Source organism: Legionella rubrilucens, from assembly GCF_001468125.1.
GTDB classification, from domain to species: Bacteria; Pseudomonadota; Gammaproteobacteria; order Legionellales; family Legionellaceae; genus Legionella_C; species Legionella_C rubrilucens.
Window position 1 is genome coordinate 533812 of the sequence record NZ_LNYT01000007.1, and the last position, 19248, is coordinate 553059.

The following is a 19248-nucleotide window of genomic DNA, read 5'->3' on the forward strand; positions in this document are numbered from 1 at the left end:
AGAGAATCATGTATAAAAGGGTTTTGTTCGCCACAGATTTCGATGAAGTGGGTATAAAAGCTGCACATAAAGCAAAAAAAATTGCCGATGAGAATGGCGCCGATTTACTCCTGGTGCATGTTGTCGAGCCCATTCCCGCCTATGCTTACCCTGGATTTGCCGGATTTGCCGAAGTGGAAGTGTCCATTCGCGAGCAGGCCGAAAAAGAACTGGCAGCCTTAGCCAAGAAGCTGAGCGTGGATGATGCGCATTGCCTGATTGAATTTGGCTCCACCAAAAATGAAATTCTCCGCGTGGCCAAGGAGAAGAAAATCGATTTAATCGTCACTGGAAGTCATGGCAAGCATGGTTTAGCCCTGCTGTTAGGCTCTACAGCCAATGCTATCCTGCATGGCGCCGAATGTGATGTGCTGATCGTCAGACCGCATGTCAGCGACAAATAAGTTTCTGCCAGGCAATTAAGAGCCTTGAATGCGGCGAATCATACAACCTGTGGGTGTTTGAAACGCTGCTTCAATGAAAAATCGGGCTCATTAGTCAGACAAAAAAGCCAAATCCATTCAAACCTCTCTTTGAAGATCATTTTATGTTTCAATCATGATACCTTCCTCCTCCGGTATCCAAAAGGACAAAAGCGGCCATTTTTGCTGCTAAAAATGTATAATTTTCGTACTAATGCTATAGTTATACCATAGTATTGATTGGGACTTTACCATGCCACGCGATCGAAAAATTACCCGTATGGATGCTGAAAGTGCTGCCCGCAAGGATATATGGGATTTTTCCACTGAACGTCGGGAACTTCGTGAAAAATTCCTGCCCGAGAGTTACGGTGCAACCCGGGGGGATAATCTGACTTATGATGCCGAAGTGCATAAAAATGCACAAAACCTCATTAATCAGGTGGATTCACTGGATGAGCGTTTAAGAGAAAGCGGGATTTTTGATTACAATGCGGATCTTAAAAGCGAATGGCTGCGTTGTTCTACCCATGATCTTGAGGGCTGCAAAAAGTTTGAAAAAATTCTAGCCCATTATGAAATTTCCAGGGATCTGGGCGGCAAGCCGGCGGCACAGCCGTTTACAGAAGACGATGTGAAGGCAGCAGAGCAGGTCATTCAACGCTTTCATAAGGACAGTCCTTCTTACCGGGATCTGCTGCAGATTGCCGGTCAAAATCCTAACGAATTGATGAGCCGCCTGGGTTACAATGACCAGGCCATGCAGATTTTTAAGAGCAGTTTCGGCAACACAACGACGTCGATGAACCAACAAACCACAGCCAATGCTTATCAGCCGCCACCCTATGGCTTTGACGGACAGCCTGCCCTGTTTGGCGAAATGGCAGACAGCAATCCGCTCGATAACCATCTGTCAGGGGTTGATTGCGGGCATCTCTCAGGAGACCAATGCGCGCCGGAGGACAGTGAGCCTGATTATTCAAACCAAATCCAAAAACGGACTTAGAGTATAGTACAGGAGGGGTTATCATTTTCCCTGCTGTTTTGTTCCTCTTTGCCCTGTTTTCTATTCGATAATAACCTCATGATTCCCTCGGCTTGCGGCTTTAATTTTTCTGAAAATTCCTTATTAAGGAAGGTTGGTCCTGAAAAATTAAACGATTTAGTCTTGTCATCGTAAGTTACTTCACGAAAAGCAAGCACATCACGCCAGTCCAGTCCACCCGGCAGTGAATACTCGTGTTCAAAATCCTGTTCTGAGGCTGTGTCCGCAACAAGTGCCCCCCGAGCCCGAACCACATAAACATACCCTGCATGAACGGGTTTCGCATCACGGCTTCTTTTAGTGGAAAAGCTGCTGGCTACTGCCAGTGAGTCGGTGAATGAAACAAAGCCAGACGCATTGGCCTGAGTGGTTGTGCGATGCAAGACCGGATCCAGCGGATCAAAGGTGGCTTTAGACAGGGTTTTTAATTCTTTTTCATTTAATTCATCTTTCAGTTGTTCAATTTTGTATTTAGGCTGACTGATCATGTGAAGCCTTTCTTCGAGGATTTTGATTTCCTCTTTGCAGGTGGATTTCAGATGCTCATTCTCTGTTTCTGCCAGCATGTTTTTTAATGCGATGATTTGCTGGATGACCTCCACTTCTTCTGGAATAATTTGATTGGAGGCCAGCATATTGCTTACCAGTTGGTTAAGCCGATTGTATTCGCGTGAATCGTCACATTGGTCCATTTGTTCAAGCAATTGGTAAAGATCATGCGAGGCCCAGGGATTAAATCCACCGCAAGCCTTGATGAACTCAGGTTCTCTGGTATCGCCACGCAATAAACACTGACTGCTGTTAACAAAAGAATAACCTTCGCCTGATTTATTTTTCGAAAAAAAGCTCGAGTAAGGTGAACCCTGAGCGGGCTGATCAGTTGGAGTAGGTAAACTTATTGATGTACTGAGTACTTCTTTTTGGGAGCGTAAATCAATCTGTTCCTGTTTGGCATCCAGAGAGGGCAATTCAATGAAATCAGGATAAGGTGAACTGACCGCTTCTTCCTTCTCCTCTTTGCTGGATTGCGATTTTTGCCCCTCTTCGATACGCTTCATTAAGCGGGTGATGGTTCGCGCAAAGTCCCTGGCATACTCGTCTCTGTCCAACTGGACCTGTGCATAAATATCAAAAGGTATCCCATAGATACTTAAATTGCCGATATCCGTCTTGAATCGATACTTGATAAGGGCGCGAATGATCCAGCCATGAACAGCGGCCCCGCCACGCTCTAAAAACATCAAACGGGATAAATCATAGGCAAGCAAACCGATCATGTTCAGAGCCGCTTGTTCATCATCGGTTTTTTTTAATACGATAAAAAAATCATTCAGTCCTGCCATGGCGGCATTGAAGACAGAGGGACTCATGTGGCCGTGGGTCACTGAAATCTTGGGTTCCAGGTAAGAGGGGAAGGTCTTATTTGGAGTGAGGGTCATGCTCAATGACAAATTGGCATAGTCAGAACTGTAGGGCAATTTGATGACATCGGGTAAATAAGTCGAACCCTGTGGAATCGATTCATATTCAACAGTATTGTGATTTGTCGTTTTTTTTACCACTTGTTTCGTGTTTTCTTGCGATAAAATGGTGGCTTTAAGTTTGATTAAGATGGGGTAATTGGCCCCGGATGATGTGGCAAAGAATTCGTCACTGTAAATATCCTGGCGGATATCTAATTCCCTCGCGGAGTTTCTGTATTGACCAAAGGTGTGGTCTTTACCGGTTTCATGTTGGAGTTCTTTGGCTATCCGGCTACGGGAAGACGAGGCGAATCGGTGGATTTCTTCAAAGGAGCAATTGTCTTTGATCATACCGAGTATTTTTTCCTCCACCTCTTTTGAATAGTTTTCCCAACGAGTTTGGTCGGTACCCGCAAAGGCATTTAAACGGGAGGCTTCGCTGCGCGTCTGGGTCGGGGCTTTGGGTGTGAACATGGATTCTGCTCTGGTAAACTCATTTATAGAAATATTAGATTAAAAATTGGAGATAGTGAACTCATAAGGAGCAAAATGCGCATTGATTTGGTTTTGGTTGGCAAGACCGTGCTGCGATCGCAGCTATTTCTCAATCCTGGCTAAACTGGGTATAATCACGCTTTTATCCTGGTTAAATAAGCAAGCATGAGGCTGTTGCGCGGAATATCATTCAATTCATTCGTTCAGGGCTCGGTGGTGACCATCGGTAATTTTGATGGCGTTCATCTGGGGCACCGTGCATTGCTGACTCAATTGCGTCAGCAGGCGGAACAACTGAATTTACCCAGCGTGGTTATTTTGTTTGAGCCTCAACCCGGCGAATACCTCCATCCCGAGACAGCGCCTGCCCGATTATCCACTTTGCGGGAGAAATTAGCGCTGGTGAAGGAATTGGGCATTGATTATGTTTATTGTTTGCGCTTTAATCAGTCTTTAGCCACCCTGGCGGCTGATGAGTTTGCGCGCACCTATTTTTTTAACCGGCTGAACATGCGGTTTCTGCTGGTGGGCGGCGATTTTCGTTTCGGTTATAAACGTCAGGGTGATCTTCATCTTCTCAGGGAGATGGCTAAAACCAGGAATTGCACAGTGGAAACCTTTCAGGATTTTACGGCCAGAGGCGTACGAGTGAGCTCCACCCGGATTCGCCAATTGTTGGCTGAGGCCAATCTTGACGAAGCCTCGCTGCTGCTTGGCCGCACCTACAGCCTGTGCGGGCGGGTTAGCCGCGGTGAAGGCAGGGGGCGGCAATGGGGTATTCCGACAGCCAATCTAAGCGGTCGGCGCGCCAATTTGCCTTTGCACGGGGTGTTTTGCGTGAAGGTGAAGCGGCAGAATGGTCAGGTTGTCGAGGGGGTGGCTAACCTCGGAAGACGGCCCACGGTTGACGGCAGCAACGTGGTGTTGGAAGTCCATTTATTTGATTTTGATGGCAATTTGTACGGTGAGTTTTTGCAGGTTTTTTTCCTGCACAAATTGCGGGATGAAAAGAAATTTTCATCCATCGATGAGTTAATTGCACAGATACAGGACGATATTGTTGCGGCAAAAGCAGCCTTTCGGCAATCCGCATCCAGGTTAACCTACTAGTTGAGTAAGCTTAAGATGGCAGAATACAAAGAAACGTTAAATTTACCCGATACGGCTTTCCCCATGAAAGCCAATCTCGCCCAGCGCGAACCTCAGCGGCTTGCCGATTGGCAGGCAGGGCAAACCTATGAAAAAATCAGAAAAGCGCGTGCGGGCGCTGAAAAATTCATTCTGCATGACGGACCGCCCTACGCTAACGGCCATCTGCATTGCGGTCATGCCTTAAATAAAATCCTGAAAGACATCATTGTGAAGTCCAAAACCTTAAGCGGCTATGATGCCCCGTTTGTTCCGGGTTGGGATTGTCATGGTTTGCCCATTGAGCTAAATGTCGAGAAAAAGGCAGGAAAAGCCGGCGTCAAAATCAGCGCACGGGAATTTCGCCAAAAATGCCGCGAGTACGCTGCCAGTCAAATCGATATTCAGCGCGAAGAGTTTAAACGCCTGGGCGTGTTCGGCGATTGGGAGCACCCCTATGCCACGTTTGACTTTGGTTACGAAGCCAATATTATCCGGGCACTCGGGAAAATAATTGCCAACGGTCATTTGCAGCAGGGTTTTAAGCCTGTCCACTGGTGCATCGATTGCGGTTCCGCGCTGGCGGAAGCCGAGGTCGATTATGAAGACAAGGTATCGCCTTCCATTGACGTGGCCTTTGTGGCTCGCGATCCCGCGGCTGTTTTAGCTGCCATTTCTGCGAATCTGGCGGTCAAACCCGTGATTGTTCCCATCTGGACGACCACGCCCTGGACCCTGCCTGCGAATGAAGCCGTGTGCCTCAATCCCGAAATCCAGTACGAGCTGGTTGAAGCGGACGACCGTTACTTCCTTGTTGCGGCGGATCTGGTTGACACGGTGATGGCGCGTTATGGCTTTGAAGCGTTTGTGCGTCATGGTCAACTCGTCGGCAAACACTGGCTTAACACGATGTTACAGCATCCATTCAATGACCGCACCGTGCCGATTGTTCTGGGAGAACATGTCACCACCGACTCAGGAACGGGCTGTGTGCACACAGCGCCCGCTCATGGACCGGATGATTACCAGGTCGGCCAGCAGTATAACCTGCCATTGATTAATCCTGTCATGGCGAATGGCTGCTACACCAGTGAGGTGCCGCTATTTGCCGGCTTGTCCGTTTTAAAAGCCAATGACAAGGTGATTGATGTTCTTAAGGAACGCGGTGTTCTGCTTCACAGTGAAAAACTGACTCACAGTTATCCCCATTGCTGGCGTCACAAAACCCCCATGATTTTTCTGGCTACACCGCAATGGTTCATTTCCATGGATAAAAATGGCTTGCGCGAAAAGATAAAAGCCACCATTGATCGCGTCAACTGGGTCCCTGAATGGGGTAAAGCCCGCATTGGCAACATGGTTGAAACCCGTCCTGACTGGTGCATTTCAAGGCAAAGAGCCTGGGGAACACCCATGCCCCTGTTTGTGCATAAAGCCACCCGCGAGCTGCACCCCGATACCGTGAGGTTGATTGAAGAGGTTGCGCAGTTGGTTGAGAAGAAAGGCATTGATGCCTGGTTTGAATTAGACAGTGAAACGTTATTGGGCAACGACGCGGAACAGTACGAGAAAATAACCGACACGCTTGATGTCTGGTTCGATTCCGGGGTGTCGCACTATGCCGTATTGAAGCAGAATGAAGCCCTCAACTATCCTGCGGATGTGTATTTTGAAGGATCGGATCAGCATCGCGGCTGGTTTAATTCATCCTTAACCACCGCCGTAGCCATCGATGGTCATGCCCCGTATAAGACCGTGCTGACTCATGGTTACACCGTGGATGCCGAAGGTCGTAAGCTGTCGAAATCCAAGGGTAATTACATTGCCCTGGATAAACTCGTGGCGCAGCATGGCGCCGATATTCTGCGTCTGTGGGTCGCGTCCACGGATTACAAACACGAAGTCAGTATTTCGGATGAAATCATCAAGCGCAATGCCGATGCTTACCGCCGCATTCGCAACACCGCCCGGTTCTTATTGGCGAATCTCTTTGATTTTGAATTGAACACCCATGGCGTGGCCGTCGAGGAGATGGTTGAACTGGATCGTTGGGCGATCAAGCGCTGCCAGCAATTGCAGGACGAGATTTTAGCAGCCTATGAGAATTACCAATTCCATGTCATTTATCAAAAAGTCCACAATTTCTGTGCAGTGGATCTGGGCAGTTTTTACCTGGATGTGATCAAAGACAGGCAATACACCACACCCAAAAACAGCATTGCCCGGCGCTCCTGTCAAACGGCCATGTACCATATTATTCAGGCGTTGACACGCTGGCTTGCCCCCATTCTATCGTTTACCGCGGAAGAAATCTGGCAGCAAATTCCCAGCCAGTCGGATGAATCGGTCTTCCTGACCACCTGGTATCAGGATTGGCCGGTGATTGACGGCGTGGATATGCTGTTCTGGCAACAATTACAACTGGTTCGCGATGACGTCAACAAAGCCCTGGAAATCGAGCGTCAGCAGGGTACCATTGGTTCAGGTCTGGCGGCCGAAGTGGTTTTATATGCCAACCCGGACTTGTTTGCCCGCCTGCACGCATTTGAGAATGAACTGCGCTTTCTGCTGATCACCTCCAGTGCAGTTTTGCGGCCGTTTGATCAGGCGCCGGCGGCAGCCATACGCAATGAGGAGCTCGGCATTGCCGTGGAAGTCAAAGCCATCACCTATGAGAAATGCGAGCGCTGCTGGCACAGGCGGCAGGACGTGGGGCAGGATTTAACCCATACCCAACTTTGCCTGCGCTGCGTGGATAACATTTCCGGTCATGATGAAACGAGGTTGTTTGCATGAAAAAATGGCCCTGGTTTCTGTTAAGTCTCGTGATTTTGGGGCTTGATCAGCTCAGTAAATACGCTGCGGCAATCTGGCTGAATCCTTACCAGCCGAAGCCGATTATGCCCATGGTCAATTTGACGCTGGCCTACAATACCGGCGCTGCGTTCAGCTTTTTAAGCGGCGTCGGCGGATGGAACCGCTGGTTTTTTGCGGGCTTCAGTATTGCCATGAGCCTTGTCCTGATTGTCTGGCTCGTCCGTTTACCGAAACAGGCTGTGCTGCAATCGTTGGCCGTGAGTCTCATTCTGGGTGGCGCAGTAGGCAACTTATACGATCGGGCTTTGTTAGGTCATGTGATTGATTTTATTGACGTGTATTACAAAAATCACCATTGGCCAGTATTTAATTTAGCCGACAGCGCCATTTGCCTTGGGGCGGTTTTACTGCTGATTGATTTATGCAAAAACCCCGGTCGATAAGGCGTTCAGTTGCTTGCTTTCCGGATTTAAAATGCTGACAGCGGCAACGGCGGGTAAATTCAAATAATGTTCTGCTTCATCCCATTCAATTTCAGCGGGGAATAAGCGAAGCATGGGCAGGTTTTTGTTGAGCAGGGCACAGAAAGACAGTGTTGCTGGATACGGCCTGGCCTGATGGTAACCCAGGGCGATGACCTGCATCGCTTCAGAAATGGTGGCAATGCCCGGTAAATAGTTGACAGAATAAATCGCGGCAGTTTGAGCGATGGCTGGTAAAAAACCGGGGCTTGAAATAAAGTGAACGCCAGCCTGATAACAATCTTCGAGTTGCTGAGTACTGACGACATTGCCGGCACCTATCCGTAAACCGGGAAAATCCTCAAGAATCTTCTTTAAGAGATTCTGATCGCAGGTATTGATTTCAACAATGGAAAATCCGGCGTGGGCAATTTGTTTTAAACGGTCAAATAACAGGGCGTCAACATCCAGTGTCACGATTATTGATTGATTACCAAAGAACTTTTCAGTCACGATCATTCCCGCCTACGGCCTGCAATAATTCATTTATGTTAGAAGAGTTGCGGCCGCTTAGCAAGGGGAATATGACGACAGGATCACATTTTAAGCGTGGTAGAAAACGGCGTCGGGGTTTCCGGTTTATTCGCCTGTGAAGTCGGCGTAGGCGGCATCACGTTGGGTTTTTCCGGATTGGCACCGAAATAGGGCATGCAACGAATCAACGTATCCATGGGTATTTTCGGGATAGGGGTTATCCCGTTGCGTACTGGATCAAGGATTTCTTTTCTCAGTATCTCCCTGACTTTCTCACTCATGGGCTTGCCCTTCGCCTTGTGCATGTCTTCCATTTCTTTTTCCAATTGATCAGCTGCCCCTTTCGGATCTGGCGGCAGCCGCTGAATGATCTCAAACAGCATTTTGAACACCTGGGTCGAATGAGGAACTTGCGGTGCAGGTTTGCCGACTGAATTCACCGGCTTACTGGTCGGTGTGGGGGTCGGTATGCTCGGACGAATCAGTGATTCCGGGGTCATGGTCGGATCAAGTTTCTGCATCTCGGCCACAACTTCAGAGCGGGCAGCTTGTATCTGGGTCAATTGGTTGCGAAGCGTCATGATGTCGTTGTGCAGGGAGCGCGATTTGTCCTGAACCTGTTGCAGCCGTTCGTTTTCCAGACCATGGTTGTGTTTTACCAGCAGCTTTAAATTGCTGATTTCAGGGCGGGCACGCTCAAAATCTTTCTGGGCCTGCAGGACATCATGTTCATCCATGGTGCTTAAATCCTGTTTGGCGCCGATTAAGTAAAATTTATCATCCCGTTTGACTACTTTTTTGTCCATAGGAAGGACAAACGCAGCCTCATCAAACGATTTGGCAACCTGGCCATCCTCCTTGTAGAGCACTTTTTCACCTTTAAGCACACCCATCATGTCTTTTAATCCGGCGATTTGCAGGTGCAGGCCGTTGTGTTCAAGCAGGATCTTGCGTGCTTCCTCATCCTTACCGCTTTCAATCAGCTGCTGAATGTCATCGAGTTGCGATTCCAGTTTGTCGCTCAATGCCTTGATTTTGTCTTCAATCTGAGGAATATGTGCATTGGCACCGGCAATTTTTTGCTGTTTTAAAGCATGGATGCGTGCAGAGAGTTGATCAATCTTCTCCCTGAGATTGCCGCTATCCAGTCCTTGCGGCGGAGCATTGGGATCAACCAGAGCACTTGCCAGCGTTTCTGGCGCCTGCGCCTGCAATTGGGCTTCCAGAGCGGCCTTCTGAGTCTCAAGGCTTGCGATTTGTTCATCAATGTCCAGCTCAGGCAATTGAAATTGGATATCCAATTCACTAAGGTGCTGGTCAAAGATTTCATAGCGCAGGGCCATTTCCTGGGGATTAATGGCTTGCAGTTCCCGCTGCACACTATCCAGTTCAAGCTCTTTCTGGCTTAAGCGGGATTCTATGGCTGCCGCGGTATTATTAAACGACGTCAGCGATTGATTGAGAGCCGCTGTACGCTGCTCACGTGCCCGCTGCTGCTCCTGGCTAATATTGGCCTCGCCTTGCTGCACACGCGCTTCAGCCTGTTGGGTGTTTGCTTCAACCACATGCCGGGCATGGGCTTCCCGATAGAGCAGGCCAAGCAGTAAAAACGCCAGCAGGCGGTGTTGTCTGATTTCGTGGGTTTGGTATTCCTGACGTTTAAATTCTTCAAGAGCAGCCACCTGAGCTAACTCTTCCCCAATCATGATCTTGACACTGTCGCCTGCGGGTGATTTCAGGAAAGCGATCACATCTTTGGCTGTTTTGATGCCGTAACGTCCCACAAACTGGGTGGCAAAATAGGGGTCGCGCTGCAATTCCTGCAGTGGCAAATTGGGGGTGAGGCCATTGTTGGCCTGGTTTTCCATTTCGTCACGCTCAATGGCGGCAAACCAGCTTTCCAGTTGGGTAGAGGTCAGATTGACGTCCTGACCATCATTGCCTTTCAGAGTCAGGACCAAGGGTTTTTCCATCGGTTGTGCCAACAGGGTGGTAGAGTCTTGCACATCGGTATCGGAATGAAGACTTAAGTGGGGGGGCAATTGGGCCGAATCAGTCATATCAAAACTCTGGCAGCAGCATGATACTTAATTATATACCCAATCTAATTGACTATTCAATAGTCAAAATGAGCGCAAGTAGAACTAAAAAAAACAGTTTTTTCACCAGCAACGGGCAACCGGACCGGTTGGCGCCCCTCCTGGGCCATTGGTGATGCCCTTGGCGCCGAGGTTATTGATCGTCAGGGATTGGCAGCGCGTGTCATCGGTTCCCTGAGCATTCCTTGGCGTAGCCTGCAAGGTATAGGCGGAGGCGGTTTGTGCAGTAATGGAGAGGGTATACCAGCCGTCAGGGGAGACGTTGGTGGCGCGCACGTCGGTAGCCGCGCCGGTGCCGATAGTGGCTGTCTGATAGGTGTTGCGTTCGGAATAAAAACGCTCCATGCGGCTGGCTAAATCAAGAAGAGCGGATTGTCCGTCGCTGCGTCTTGCGCGGGTAATGTATTCAAGGTAACTGGGGTAAGCGATGGTGGTCAATATGGCGATGACCACCACGGCGATCATCAATTCGATTAGTGTAAATCCCTTATTCATCGGTATGTCCTGAAAAGTCAATGTGAATCGCTTTTGCTTATAGTATAACCTATAAGGCTCAAATAGCAGGATTGTTACTGAAAAGTTGCGGAGTCAACAGGGTTTCGCTTTCATCATCGCTTAAGGCCTGCTTTTCCCCGGGCTGAGAAGGAGTGCGTAAACGGTGTTTTCCCAGCACGGGCAGGGTAGCCTGCTGTTTATTCAGCATCATTTTCATCAGGCAGTCATCTTCCTGGTGAGGCAAGCGCTCAAAGCGAAGGGGTTCTTCAAGAAAATAGCTTTCGGCACAATAAGGTTTTTCGCGGTTTTCCGGATGGAATGCCCAATGATGCAGATGATGGCGTACGGTTTGCAGTAATTCAAGGCAGGACAATCGAATCTCGCTTGCCTCGGTGGACAACAGGTTACTGCAGGTCAGCGTGAGCCAGCTCGCCCCCTGAAAGAATAAGCCAATGGAATTATCCCAGACGAACCCTGCCTTGACTAACACTTGACCTAAAACGAAGGCAGTAAATCGGCTGACAGGGTTAATGATTATCAGGACGGCGCGGACTAAAAAAGAAAGGCAGTCGATTAAAGGCAATACCAGCAGGTTTTTAAGCACCTGCACTGGCGGCCACAGGAGCAGCATGCCGGCGTTACCCAGGAAATTAAGCACCTTGTTGTCATGGTATATGCCAAAAGGGCTGCTGAAACCATAAAGGGGGGAGAGGCGAAACCCTCGCAGGTAGGCTTGTTCGGAAGGTCTTTCCGCAAACGCGAGCAGAACTTGCCCCAGTATTTGCCAATTGCCGAGATAGGCCATGGTTTTGCTGACCAGCATTGTCAAACCGCTGAAAGGCACATGAATGAACAGGGCGCTGATTTCAAGAAAGGGAATGGTCAGTACCGCGAGCAGCAAATCCACCAGCGCCGCCACGGTGCGTTTAACCACATTTAAAGCCACCTGCCCGCTTTTCTTCAAGCCCGGCAGGAATCCATCACGGTACCCGTAATGAGAGGCTTCAACAAAGGGAGCGATCATGATTTTTGCAAAGGACAGTCCCGTCTTGAGCAGCCATTTCAGACTGCCTAACAGCCAGTCATCCCCGGGGTACATCACGGTATCATAGATGGCCGCTCCGCCTTTAGCCCCTATCGCAGCATAATTAGGATAAGGAAATTCCCCCATTTCCTCCTGAAGGGAGGGGATAAGCTTGCTCAGGCCATACCCAAGCCCCAGCGCAAGAGCAACTATAATCGCCACTTCTGCGGGCTCCTCATGCAGCACGCTGACGGCTTTGATGAAAAATTGATCCAAATCGCCGCCAACGATGATTCCCTGCCAGTAAGTGACAGCCGCTGAAATGGCTTCTGATGTTGGGCCATGACTCATCCAGTGCCCTAAAGCCTGGGTAGGTTGAATGCCGTGGATAAGTCCGTGTAAATGCAGTTTGGTTAAGACCGCCGTCAAGGCTTTGGGCGCCAGCACGGCACAACCGCCATAAATGTAAGCGGCCATCGCCAGCGTGCCCACAAGGGGATTGCGTTCGCTGGTATCGACAAAAAAGCCGGCAATGTGGCGCAGAACATGGAAAGAGCGGTGCAACGGATTATCGTAAGCCGGGGGAGAAGGGCGGTGCTGCTCCCGTACGACAACATAGGGACTGTTGGCTATTTTCTCCCGGACAAATTCTTCAAGGGTTTGCCCGGTGGCCAGCAGGCCATGCCCGTTCAGGATATCCTGAAGAGAGTTGAGAAGAGGGTGAAGCGTCCTGGTTTCCTCTGCAGGTATCGGGTTATCCAGGACGACATGGTCTTCGTGCACATGCTGGTGGAATTCGCGTTGCAAGGCCTGAGTGAACGTTTTAAGACTATTAAAGAAATAGCTGAAAAATAAGGGAATTTTTGAAAAAAAGGCCCGTGTGTGGAGTTTGAATTTTTCAGGGAGGTACAAATGTTGTTTGCTTAATTGACTTAGGGTGAATAGATCCTCGCCGTGAGGCAGAGGATAGACGAGGCCGTCTTCCTCAAAATAGTTCAATTGATGCCAATCGTCATTTACGCGGATGAGGATACGGGATTGATTGTCAAGCAATACCCAGCTGCCGTTGGGGCAGGGTGTCAATAACCGCTGTGCTTCGTCAAGCGATTGCGCTGTTTTGCCGGGCTCATGGCAGCCAGTCAGGCAATGGACCAGGGCTGCGACATTATCATAGCCCCGTTGAGGGATGCCTCCAAGGCTGTAGTACGGTTTAATTTTTAACACAGACAGCCCATTGCTGTGATTATCGGTGTCGATGGCATGGGGCAGCTTTTTTCGGCTGGCTAAGTGGTTAATCCAGTGATGGCCATCGTTCCAGAGTTTATAAAAAAAAGTTTCAAGGCGTTTGAAACGGTTAGCCGGGACCTGTGTCAGGCTCGGGGCGGGCAACAAACCATAAAGGTTGCCGATCATGCTCAAGGTATCATGGAGGGCCTGTTCATTATGCCCGATGTGGATATCGCTGTCCCAGATGAACGTTGTGGTTTTGCCCTGACGTCTGGATTTGACTTCGGTAAAATCCAGTTGATCCAGTCGTGATACAGGGAAAACCCGATTTAATTCAAAATGTTGCGCTTCCTGACGTGCTTCATACAGGATGGTTTCCAGCCAGCCCTCGGAAAGCACAGGATTGGTGGTTAACAGGCGGTTTTCTGCCCGGCACGCTTCGATTAAGGTGATCACCTGATGACGAAGCGCTTCATAAGCCGACCAGTCCCCAACAGGAATAGCCCGCTCGGCAGGTAATAAACGGCTTAGGCGCTGGATGGTTTTTTTAGCCAGATTGAATTTAGCCAGCTGTGCGGCTGTGCGCGGTTTGCTGTAGTTTTCAGAACGGATGCAATAACGGTGAATGCTGGCTATGGCATTGGCAACCAGCGAAGCCTGCCGAGTGCCTGGCAATTGTTTCAGTTTTTGCGCATCTCCGGTTAACAGCAGAATCTGGACGGTTTTCTGATTGTGATTGGCGAGCAGCCTTAACATATCGCCGCCGGGCAGGCGATAATCCATGCTGTAGTACCCGTACAGCATGGTCCCGGCTTCAGGGCTGATTATTGAACCGGTAATGCTTGGGATTTCCTGATGGGCAACGGGTTTGATTTGCAGGGGGATCACTTCCTTTGGAATACCGTCAACAATCCTGTAGCGTGCCATAGTTACTTTTTATCCAACATCCTCATCCTTTCACCATATCCCTTTCAGCACGGAGTGGCAAGGTATTTAATATTGGAAATTACCGGCGCAGGCTGTTAAAATGTGCGAAAAATAAACAGGAAGGATTGATGACAAGTTATTGTGGTTACATTGCCCTGGTAGGACGCCCCAATGTGGGTAAATCCACCTTGCTGAACCGGATCTTGCAGCAAAAATTAAGCATTACTTCACGCAAGCCCCAGACGACCCGCCACAGCATTTTAGGCATTCAGACGGAAGGGGAGTATCAATACGTTTATGTGGATACGCCCGGTATTCATCAAGGGGCTAAAAAAGCCATGAACCGACTGATGAACAAAACCGCCCACAGCGTGTTACGCGACGTGGATGTGGCCGTGATGGTGGTGGATGGCACGCACTGGAAAGACGAGGATGAACACGTCTTGACCCTTATCAGGCAAGCCAAAGTGCCTTGTATTCTGGCGGTGAACAAAGTCGATAAAATAGCCGACAAAGATCAGCTGCTGCCCTGGATGGAGCAAATCAGCCAGCACTATGCGTTTGCCTCCATTATTCCGCTGTCGGCTAAAACCGGGGTTCAGGTTGAACAATTGCAACAGGCTCTGAAAGCCTTTTTACCGGAAGGCCCTCATTTGTTTGATGACGATCAGTTCACCGACCGGCCGATTAAATTTCTGTGCGCGGAGCTCGTGCGCGAGAAAATATTCCGTCTTTGCGGCCAGGAGTTGCCTTATTCCACCACCGTGGACATTGAATCCTACAAAGACGAGGGCAATGTGGTCCGTATTCATGCCCTGATTCTGGTGGAGAAAGACAACCACAAGCGGATTATTATTGGCGAAAAAGGTCAGAAATTGAAAGAAATCGCGACCGCTGCCCGTCTGGACATGGAAAAATTATTAGGCAAGAAGGTCTTTCTGCAATGCTGGTGCAAGGTAAAATCCGGCTGGGCGGACGATGAACGGATTTTGAAACAGTTAGGTTATGACCACTAATCAACACGAAGCCTGGCTTTTGCATAAGCGCCCTGCAGGCGATACCAGCGTCCATTTAAGCTTTTTTACGCCGGAGCAGGGCCTGCTCCATGGCCTTTACCGCGGCGGTCGGACAGGTAAAAAGCAAGCGTTACTGCAAGCCTTTACCCCATTGTGGGTCGCGGTGGATACCCGTCAGGACTGGCACTACATCAACCGCCTGGAACCCCTGGCGCCGTCGCTTAAATTGAGCGGCCTGTCCCTGTTTGCAGGCCTTTATGTCAATGAATTACTTTACTACACGCTCAATGCCGGTGAAAGCTACACGTCCCTGTTCGAGTCTTATCAATACACGCTGCAGGGGCTGGCCACAGTGAACAATAAACTGGCCATCGAGGCTTTGCTGCGGCGCTTCGAAATGCAGTTGCTTGAGGTGTGCGGTTATTCGCTGCTATTGACCTGCGATGTCGATGGCTTACCGCTTGATCCCCTTGCGCAGTATGGCTTTGCGGTTGGAAGGGGACTTGTGAAAAGCAGCCCGGGGTTTTCTGGTCAGAGTGTACTGGGATTGGCCCACAATCAGTTTGACGATTTACAGGTCTTAAAAACAGCCAAATTCATTCTGCGTCAAGCCATTGACCATCTTCTCGGAGGACGGGAGTTGAAATCGCGTGCGTTGTTTCCGGGCATGGCCAAAATCAAGTCGAGTCTTTTGTCCGGTCATGCATCGACTGCCGGCGAAGGCAAAGAATAAAATAATCCTTGCCTGTCAAGGTTTCCGTTTCTTTGAACGGTACTCGTCATACCCTTTGGCCTCTGTCACACCGCCGTCTTCAGTAGGAAGCGTGATGGCTAATCTGTTTTTGCGAACGGCGGTACTGTCGGACAGAATGTTCAGGAAACGACTGTCGGGGTCTGCCGTCTTAAAGGTGCTTACCCATTCCTTGTAGTGTTTCCATGACTGCGCTTCCACGCTGTAACACCCGGCTGAAAAAAAAGCGGCCGCTTTGTTACTGGTGCGGTAGCGGCGATGATGGGATATCGTAGCCGTTTGATAAATCAGATTTTTTATGGTGTCATCGCCTAAGTCACCTTTTTTCAGGGTATCTTGAATTTCATCGAGCAGTGCATGATACAACGCAGCCTTGTCGTCTTTCCCCTTGGTAAAACGCGAAAGCTTGTCCAGACGCTCAATTTGTTTTTCCAGAAAACAACCCAGCGCATGGAGTAATTTGATATGTTGTGCATCGTCTTTGGGGGTGCATTCAGCCAAAAATGGGGCGCTGATATCCCGGAACCCTGTTTTTTTCAATTCATGGGAAAGCAGAAGCCGTTTGACTTCGGTTGCGTTTAAATCAGGCTTCGCCATCAGGGCCTGATAAGCAGGCTGCTTGGCATTGGCTTGCATGTAATCGGCCTGGTGATTTAACAATAACGCAACGACTCGGACTGAGCGGGCATAAAATAAAGGGGAGGATTGACTGGTTGTTGTTTTGAGATTAAGGTCAGCGTTTCGTTCAATTAAAAACTCGAGTAATGGCGCATTATCCAGTTGTGTTGCACAATGAACCGCTGTCCAGCCGGATTTTGTGCCCTGTAAATTAACGTCCGCCCCTTCGTCAATGAGGGCTTTGATGATGGCAGGATCGGCATGCTGCCTTTTTTCCAGCTCCCTGTTTAACAGCTCATCAGCCGAAAAAATGTTTTTGGCCAACAATGACTGTAGAGGGGTCATCCCTATGGGAAACATGTAATCTTTCTGAAGTATATTGGCGCCTTGCTGAATAAGGAAAAGAGCGGTTTCCCGGTTACGGGCATAAAAAAGAGGGGAACGTCCATCGGGAAGGGATCTTAAATTCAGATTAGCCTTTTTTTGGACCAGAAGGTTAAGCAAATCGTTATTGCCCCGCTCGGCTGCGTGATGAACAGCAGCCCGTCCGGATTTCCCCTGGGTATTTGCATCGGCGCCAGCCTCAATCAATGCCTTGATGACTCGGCTGTCAGCTCTCTTCTGCTTATCCAGTTCATTTCTAAGAAGGTCGTCCGCTGTAACAATGCGTTTTTCCAAAAGCACCTTTAGAGGGGTCGTTGTGGAGACTGTGTCTTCCTGAAGAAGTTTCGCGCCGTTTGTTACAAGCTGAAGAACCATTTCAGGGGTTTGTGCATAAAAGAGTGGCGAGCGGCCGCGTTTGCGTGATTTAAGATTAAAATCGGCCTTTTTTTCAATTAAGAATTGAAGCAGCGCGTTGTCATTTTTATCGGCGGCCAAATGAGCAGCAGTCCAGCCGCTGTTCTCACCCTGCGCATTGACATCAGCACCTCCCGCAATCAGTTTTTTTATTAAATCAAGGTTGGCGCCATTCAGTTTATCAATTTCACATTTCAATAAGTCATTCGCTGAAATGATTTTTTCATGCTCACGTAAGGGGGTAACTCGTTGCGGCGTGGCATCTTCCTGAAAAGGATCGGCCCCACAGTCCACCAGGAGTTCAATCATGTCACGATTTTGAGCATAGAAAAGGGGGGAGCGTTGTCTGCTGGCGGATTTCAAATTGAAATTGGCATCTTTTTCCTTAAGAAGCTGAATGAGGTGGCTATCATCCTTTCGGGCTGCAACGTGAGCGGCAGTCCATCCTTTAACCCCCTGTGCATTCACATCGGCACCTTGCTCAATCAATCGTCGGATGACTTCACAATCGGCGTCTTCAAGCAAATCGAGTTGGGCTTTTAATTGTTGAGTCTTTTCTGAGACCGGATCTTTTGGTACTTCCATGCCCAGTACAGGCTTCGGGACCGGGGCCAATTTCCTCTTGACGGGAGGCTTTAAATGCGCGCGTTCAAGAGTACGGTCTATCACCTCTTTCGTGTAGGCCTGGCAGGCTTTGGAATACCCTGTGTCATCGCTCAGGTTGTATTGCACATTCCACATGGAATCAATTAGGTACAACGAATTATTTTGTTTGCAAACGACCCAGGTATGGGCGACGGGTTCCTTTTTTCTGGGATGAGTCCAACTGTCTCGGCAGTGATAAACACCCGCATTCGCAATGGACTGATTTTTAATGTATTGCCCTAATAAAAAAGCGGTAAACAGGGCATGATGCCGGCATACGCCTTTTCGCTGTTCAATGATTTCTTCCAGCGTATAGAGGGGTAATTTTGTTTTCTGCTTACCTACTCTCACGGTATCCCGGGCTCTGGCATCCGGCTCAAAATCGGTGTTATCGATTTTATTATTGGAGAAACGTCTGGCTTGTCTAAATACATCTTCCAGGGGCACATTTTTTCCCAGGCGGGCCAGGTCTTTTTCAAACTCCTGATACAGTTCCTGCATCTGGTCACTGTCTGGATCAAGGAGAATGACTTCCCGAGTATGACCCACGGAGGCGACACGTGTGGGAGCCTCGGCTGCAAAATTAATACTACCGGTGCAAAACCGGTATTTTTTGCTTTTGTATTCGATGATGTCCGATTCCTCACCATGAGCATGCTGGTGCATTTGCGTGCGAAGCCCGGGTTCAAATCCGATGTCAGGATTGCCCTCGGGCTTTTGTTGTGGCTTGGAATCTATCAATTTTGTAATGTCATCGATGCAATCCGCCTTAATCCGGTTGCTGTAGGTCGGGTATTTTGCGAGCTTCAGAAAGGCCGGCAATAAGGTGGCCTTGTCGGTTATTGTGTAGCGAAACTCAACCCCAGTGGGTTTATACTCCAGTTTAAATCCCTTGATGTTAAACAGGTCGCCAAAGACCCGTTGAAGATGGGCGATGACATCGGCTTGTATTTCATCCATTTTGATGCCGGGGGTATGGTTGGGAACTGAAACGATGAAATGGCATTGTTCATTGATGTGATCGACGCTAATTTGCGAAATACGGTGCGGCCTTCCGGTGTTTATCGTGTGCTTTGGCATAGAAAAAACCATTTTGTTTAAAAACATATTCAGTATAATCAATTAATCTTAAGCGACGCTTAAAAGCCTGTACGAAACAATGGGTTTTTTTTTCTTTCAATTCTGGCATGCAAATCGCATAAATACTCTGGATGAGATTGCGTTTTGGCGTCATAATTTGCAGC

The 19248-nt window shown here is 49.0% G+C and carries 13 protein-coding genes; 7 read left to right on the plus strand and 6 right to left on the minus strand.

The window, feature by feature from the left end; translation table 11 throughout:
- Positions 1-8: 8 nt before the first annotated feature.
- Together Lrub_RS06010 and Lrub_RS06015 are read left to right on the plus strand one after the other, a co-directional pair.
- Entirely contained in the window at positions 9-443 is a 435-nt protein-coding gene (locus Lrub_RS06010) for a universal stress protein (RefSeq protein ID WP_058531264.1), read from the plus strand.
- A 271-nt stretch (positions 444-714) separates the two neighbouring features.
- A complete protein-coding gene (locus tag Lrub_RS06015) occupies positions 715-1467 on the plus strand; it encodes a hypothetical protein (protein WP_058531265.1) in 753 nt (250 codons plus the stop codon).
- Here the strand turns inward: Lrub_RS06015 and Lrub_RS06020 are convergent.
- Complete coding sequence (locus Lrub_RS06020; RefSeq protein ID WP_058531266.1) at positions 1464-3443, minus strand: hypothetical protein; 1980 nt, start codon at positions 3441-3443, stop codon at positions 1464-1466. The two genes, Lrub_RS06015 and Lrub_RS06020, sit on opposite strands and share 4 nt — an antisense overlap.
- Positions 3444-3629: 186 nt before the next feature.
- On the opposite strand from Lrub_RS06020, the gene ribF reads away from it, so the two are divergent.
- Genes ribF through lspA form a run of 3 tightly spaced genes read left to right on the plus strand, consistent with a single transcriptional unit; the run spans position 3630 to position 7852 of the window.
- The gene (gene ribF / locus Lrub_RS06025; RefSeq protein ID WP_058531267.1) at positions 3630-4574 is read left to right on the plus strand and encodes a bifunctional riboflavin kinase/FAD synthetase; all 945 of its coding nucleotides are present in this window, start codon (positions 3630-3632) and stop codon (positions 4572-4574) included.
- Positions 4575-4589: 15 nt separating this feature from the next.
- On the plus strand, positions 4590-7388 hold the full coding sequence (ileS, locus tag Lrub_RS06030) for an isoleucine--tRNA ligase (protein WP_058531268.1): 2799 nt from the start codon (positions 4590-4592) through the stop codon (positions 7386-7388).
- The gene (gene lspA / locus Lrub_RS06035; RefSeq protein ID WP_058531269.1) at positions 7385-7852 is read left to right on the plus strand and encodes a signal peptidase II; all 468 of its coding nucleotides are present in this window, start codon (positions 7385-7387) and stop codon (positions 7850-7852) included. Before ileS ends, lspA begins: the two co-directional genes overlap by 4 nt.
- Here lspA and Lrub_RS06040 read toward each other — a convergent pair.
- From Lrub_RS06040 to Lrub_RS06055, 4 genes are all read right to left on the minus strand, one after another.
- Positions 7829-8386, minus strand: a complete 558-nt coding sequence (locus tag Lrub_RS06040) for a beta/alpha barrel domain-containing protein (RefSeq protein ID WP_058531564.1) — start codon at positions 8384-8386, stop codon at positions 7829-7831. The genes lspA and Lrub_RS06040 overlap by 24 nt on opposite strands.
- Before the next feature lie 80 nt (positions 8387-8466).
- The gene (locus tag Lrub_RS06045; RefSeq protein WP_058531270.1) at positions 8467-10464 is read right to left on the minus strand and encodes a hypothetical protein; all 1998 of its coding nucleotides are present in this window, start codon (positions 10462-10464) and stop codon (positions 8467-8469) included.
- Positions 10465-10566: 102 nt separating this feature from the next.
- On the minus strand, positions 10567-10998 hold the full coding sequence (locus Lrub_RS06050; RefSeq protein ID WP_058531271.1) for a type IV pilin protein: 432 nt from the start codon (positions 10996-10998) through the stop codon (positions 10567-10569).
- Between the two features lie 58 nt (positions 10999-11056).
- Complete coding sequence (locus Lrub_RS06055) at positions 11057-14176, minus strand: hypothetical protein (RefSeq protein ID WP_058531272.1); 3120 nt, start codon at positions 14174-14176, stop codon at positions 11057-11059.
- A 128-nt stretch (positions 14177-14304) separates the two neighbouring features.
- Between Lrub_RS06055 and era the strand changes: the two genes are divergently transcribed.
- Both era and recO read left to right on the plus strand, forming a co-directional pair.
- Positions 14305-15192 (plus strand): GTPase Era, encoded by an 888-nt coding sequence (gene era / locus Lrub_RS06060; RefSeq protein WP_058531273.1) that lies wholly within the window; start codon positions 14305-14307, stop codon positions 15190-15192.
- Positions 15182-15925, plus strand: coding sequence for a DNA repair protein RecO (gene recO, locus Lrub_RS06065; RefSeq protein WP_058531274.1), 744 nt, complete (start codon positions 15182-15184; stop codon positions 15923-15925). Before era ends, recO begins: the two co-directional genes overlap by 11 nt.
- Positions 15926-15940: 15 nt before the next feature.
- Here recO and Lrub_RS06070 read toward each other — a convergent pair whose 3' ends face one another.
- Positions 15941-19084: an ankyrin repeat domain-containing protein gene (locus tag Lrub_RS06070; protein WP_162263126.1), complete on the minus strand. Its 3144-nt coding sequence runs from the start codon at positions 19082-19084 to the stop codon at positions 15941-15943.
- Positions 19085-19248 lie beyond the last annotated feature (164 nt).

Excerpts from the sequence above, each read along its gene's own strand:
- Lrub_RS06045 (WP_058531270.1), bottom strand. The coding sequence starts at position 10,464 with ATGACTGATTCGGCCCAATTGCCCCCCCACTTAAGTCTTCATTCCGAT.
- ileS (WP_058531268.1), top strand. The coding sequence starts at position 4,590 with ATGGCAGAATACAAAGAAACGTTAAATTTACCCGATACGGCTTTCCCC.
- lspA (WP_058531269.1), top strand. The coding sequence starts at position 7,385 with ATGAAAAAATGGCCCTGGTTTCTGTTAAGTCTCGTGATTTTGGGGCTT.
- recO (WP_058531274.1), top strand. The coding sequence starts at position 15,182 with ATGACCACTAATCAACACGAAGCCTGGCTTTTGCATAAGCGCCCTGCA.
- Lrub_RS06070 (WP_162263126.1), bottom strand. The coding sequence starts at position 19,084 with ATGCCAAAGCACACGATAAACACCGGAAGGCCGCACCGTATTTCGCAA.
- Lrub_RS06015 (WP_058531265.1), top strand. The coding sequence starts at position 715 with ATGCCACGCGATCGAAAAATTACCCGTATGGATGCTGAAAGTGCTGCC.
- Lrub_RS06050 (WP_058531271.1), bottom strand. The coding sequence starts at position 10,998 with ATGAATAAGGGATTTACACTAATCGAATTGATGATCGCCGTGGTGGTC.
- Lrub_RS06020 (WP_058531266.1), bottom strand. The coding sequence starts at position 3,443 with ATGTTCACACCCAAAGCCCCGACCCAGACGCGCAGCGAAGCCTCCCGT.
- Lrub_RS06055 (WP_058531272.1), bottom strand. The coding sequence starts at position 14,176 with ATGGCACGCTACAGGATTGTTGACGGTATTCCAAAGGAAGTGATCCCC.
- era (WP_058531273.1), top strand. The coding sequence starts at position 14,305 with ATGACAAGTTATTGTGGTTACATTGCCCTGGTAGGACGCCCCAATGTG.
- Lrub_RS06010 (WP_058531264.1), top strand. The coding sequence starts at position 9 with ATGTATAAAAGGGTTTTGTTCGCCACAGATTTCGATGAAGTGGGTATA.
- ribF (WP_058531267.1), top strand. The coding sequence starts at position 3,630 with ATGAGGCTGTTGCGCGGAATATCATTCAATTCATTCGTTCAGGGCTCG.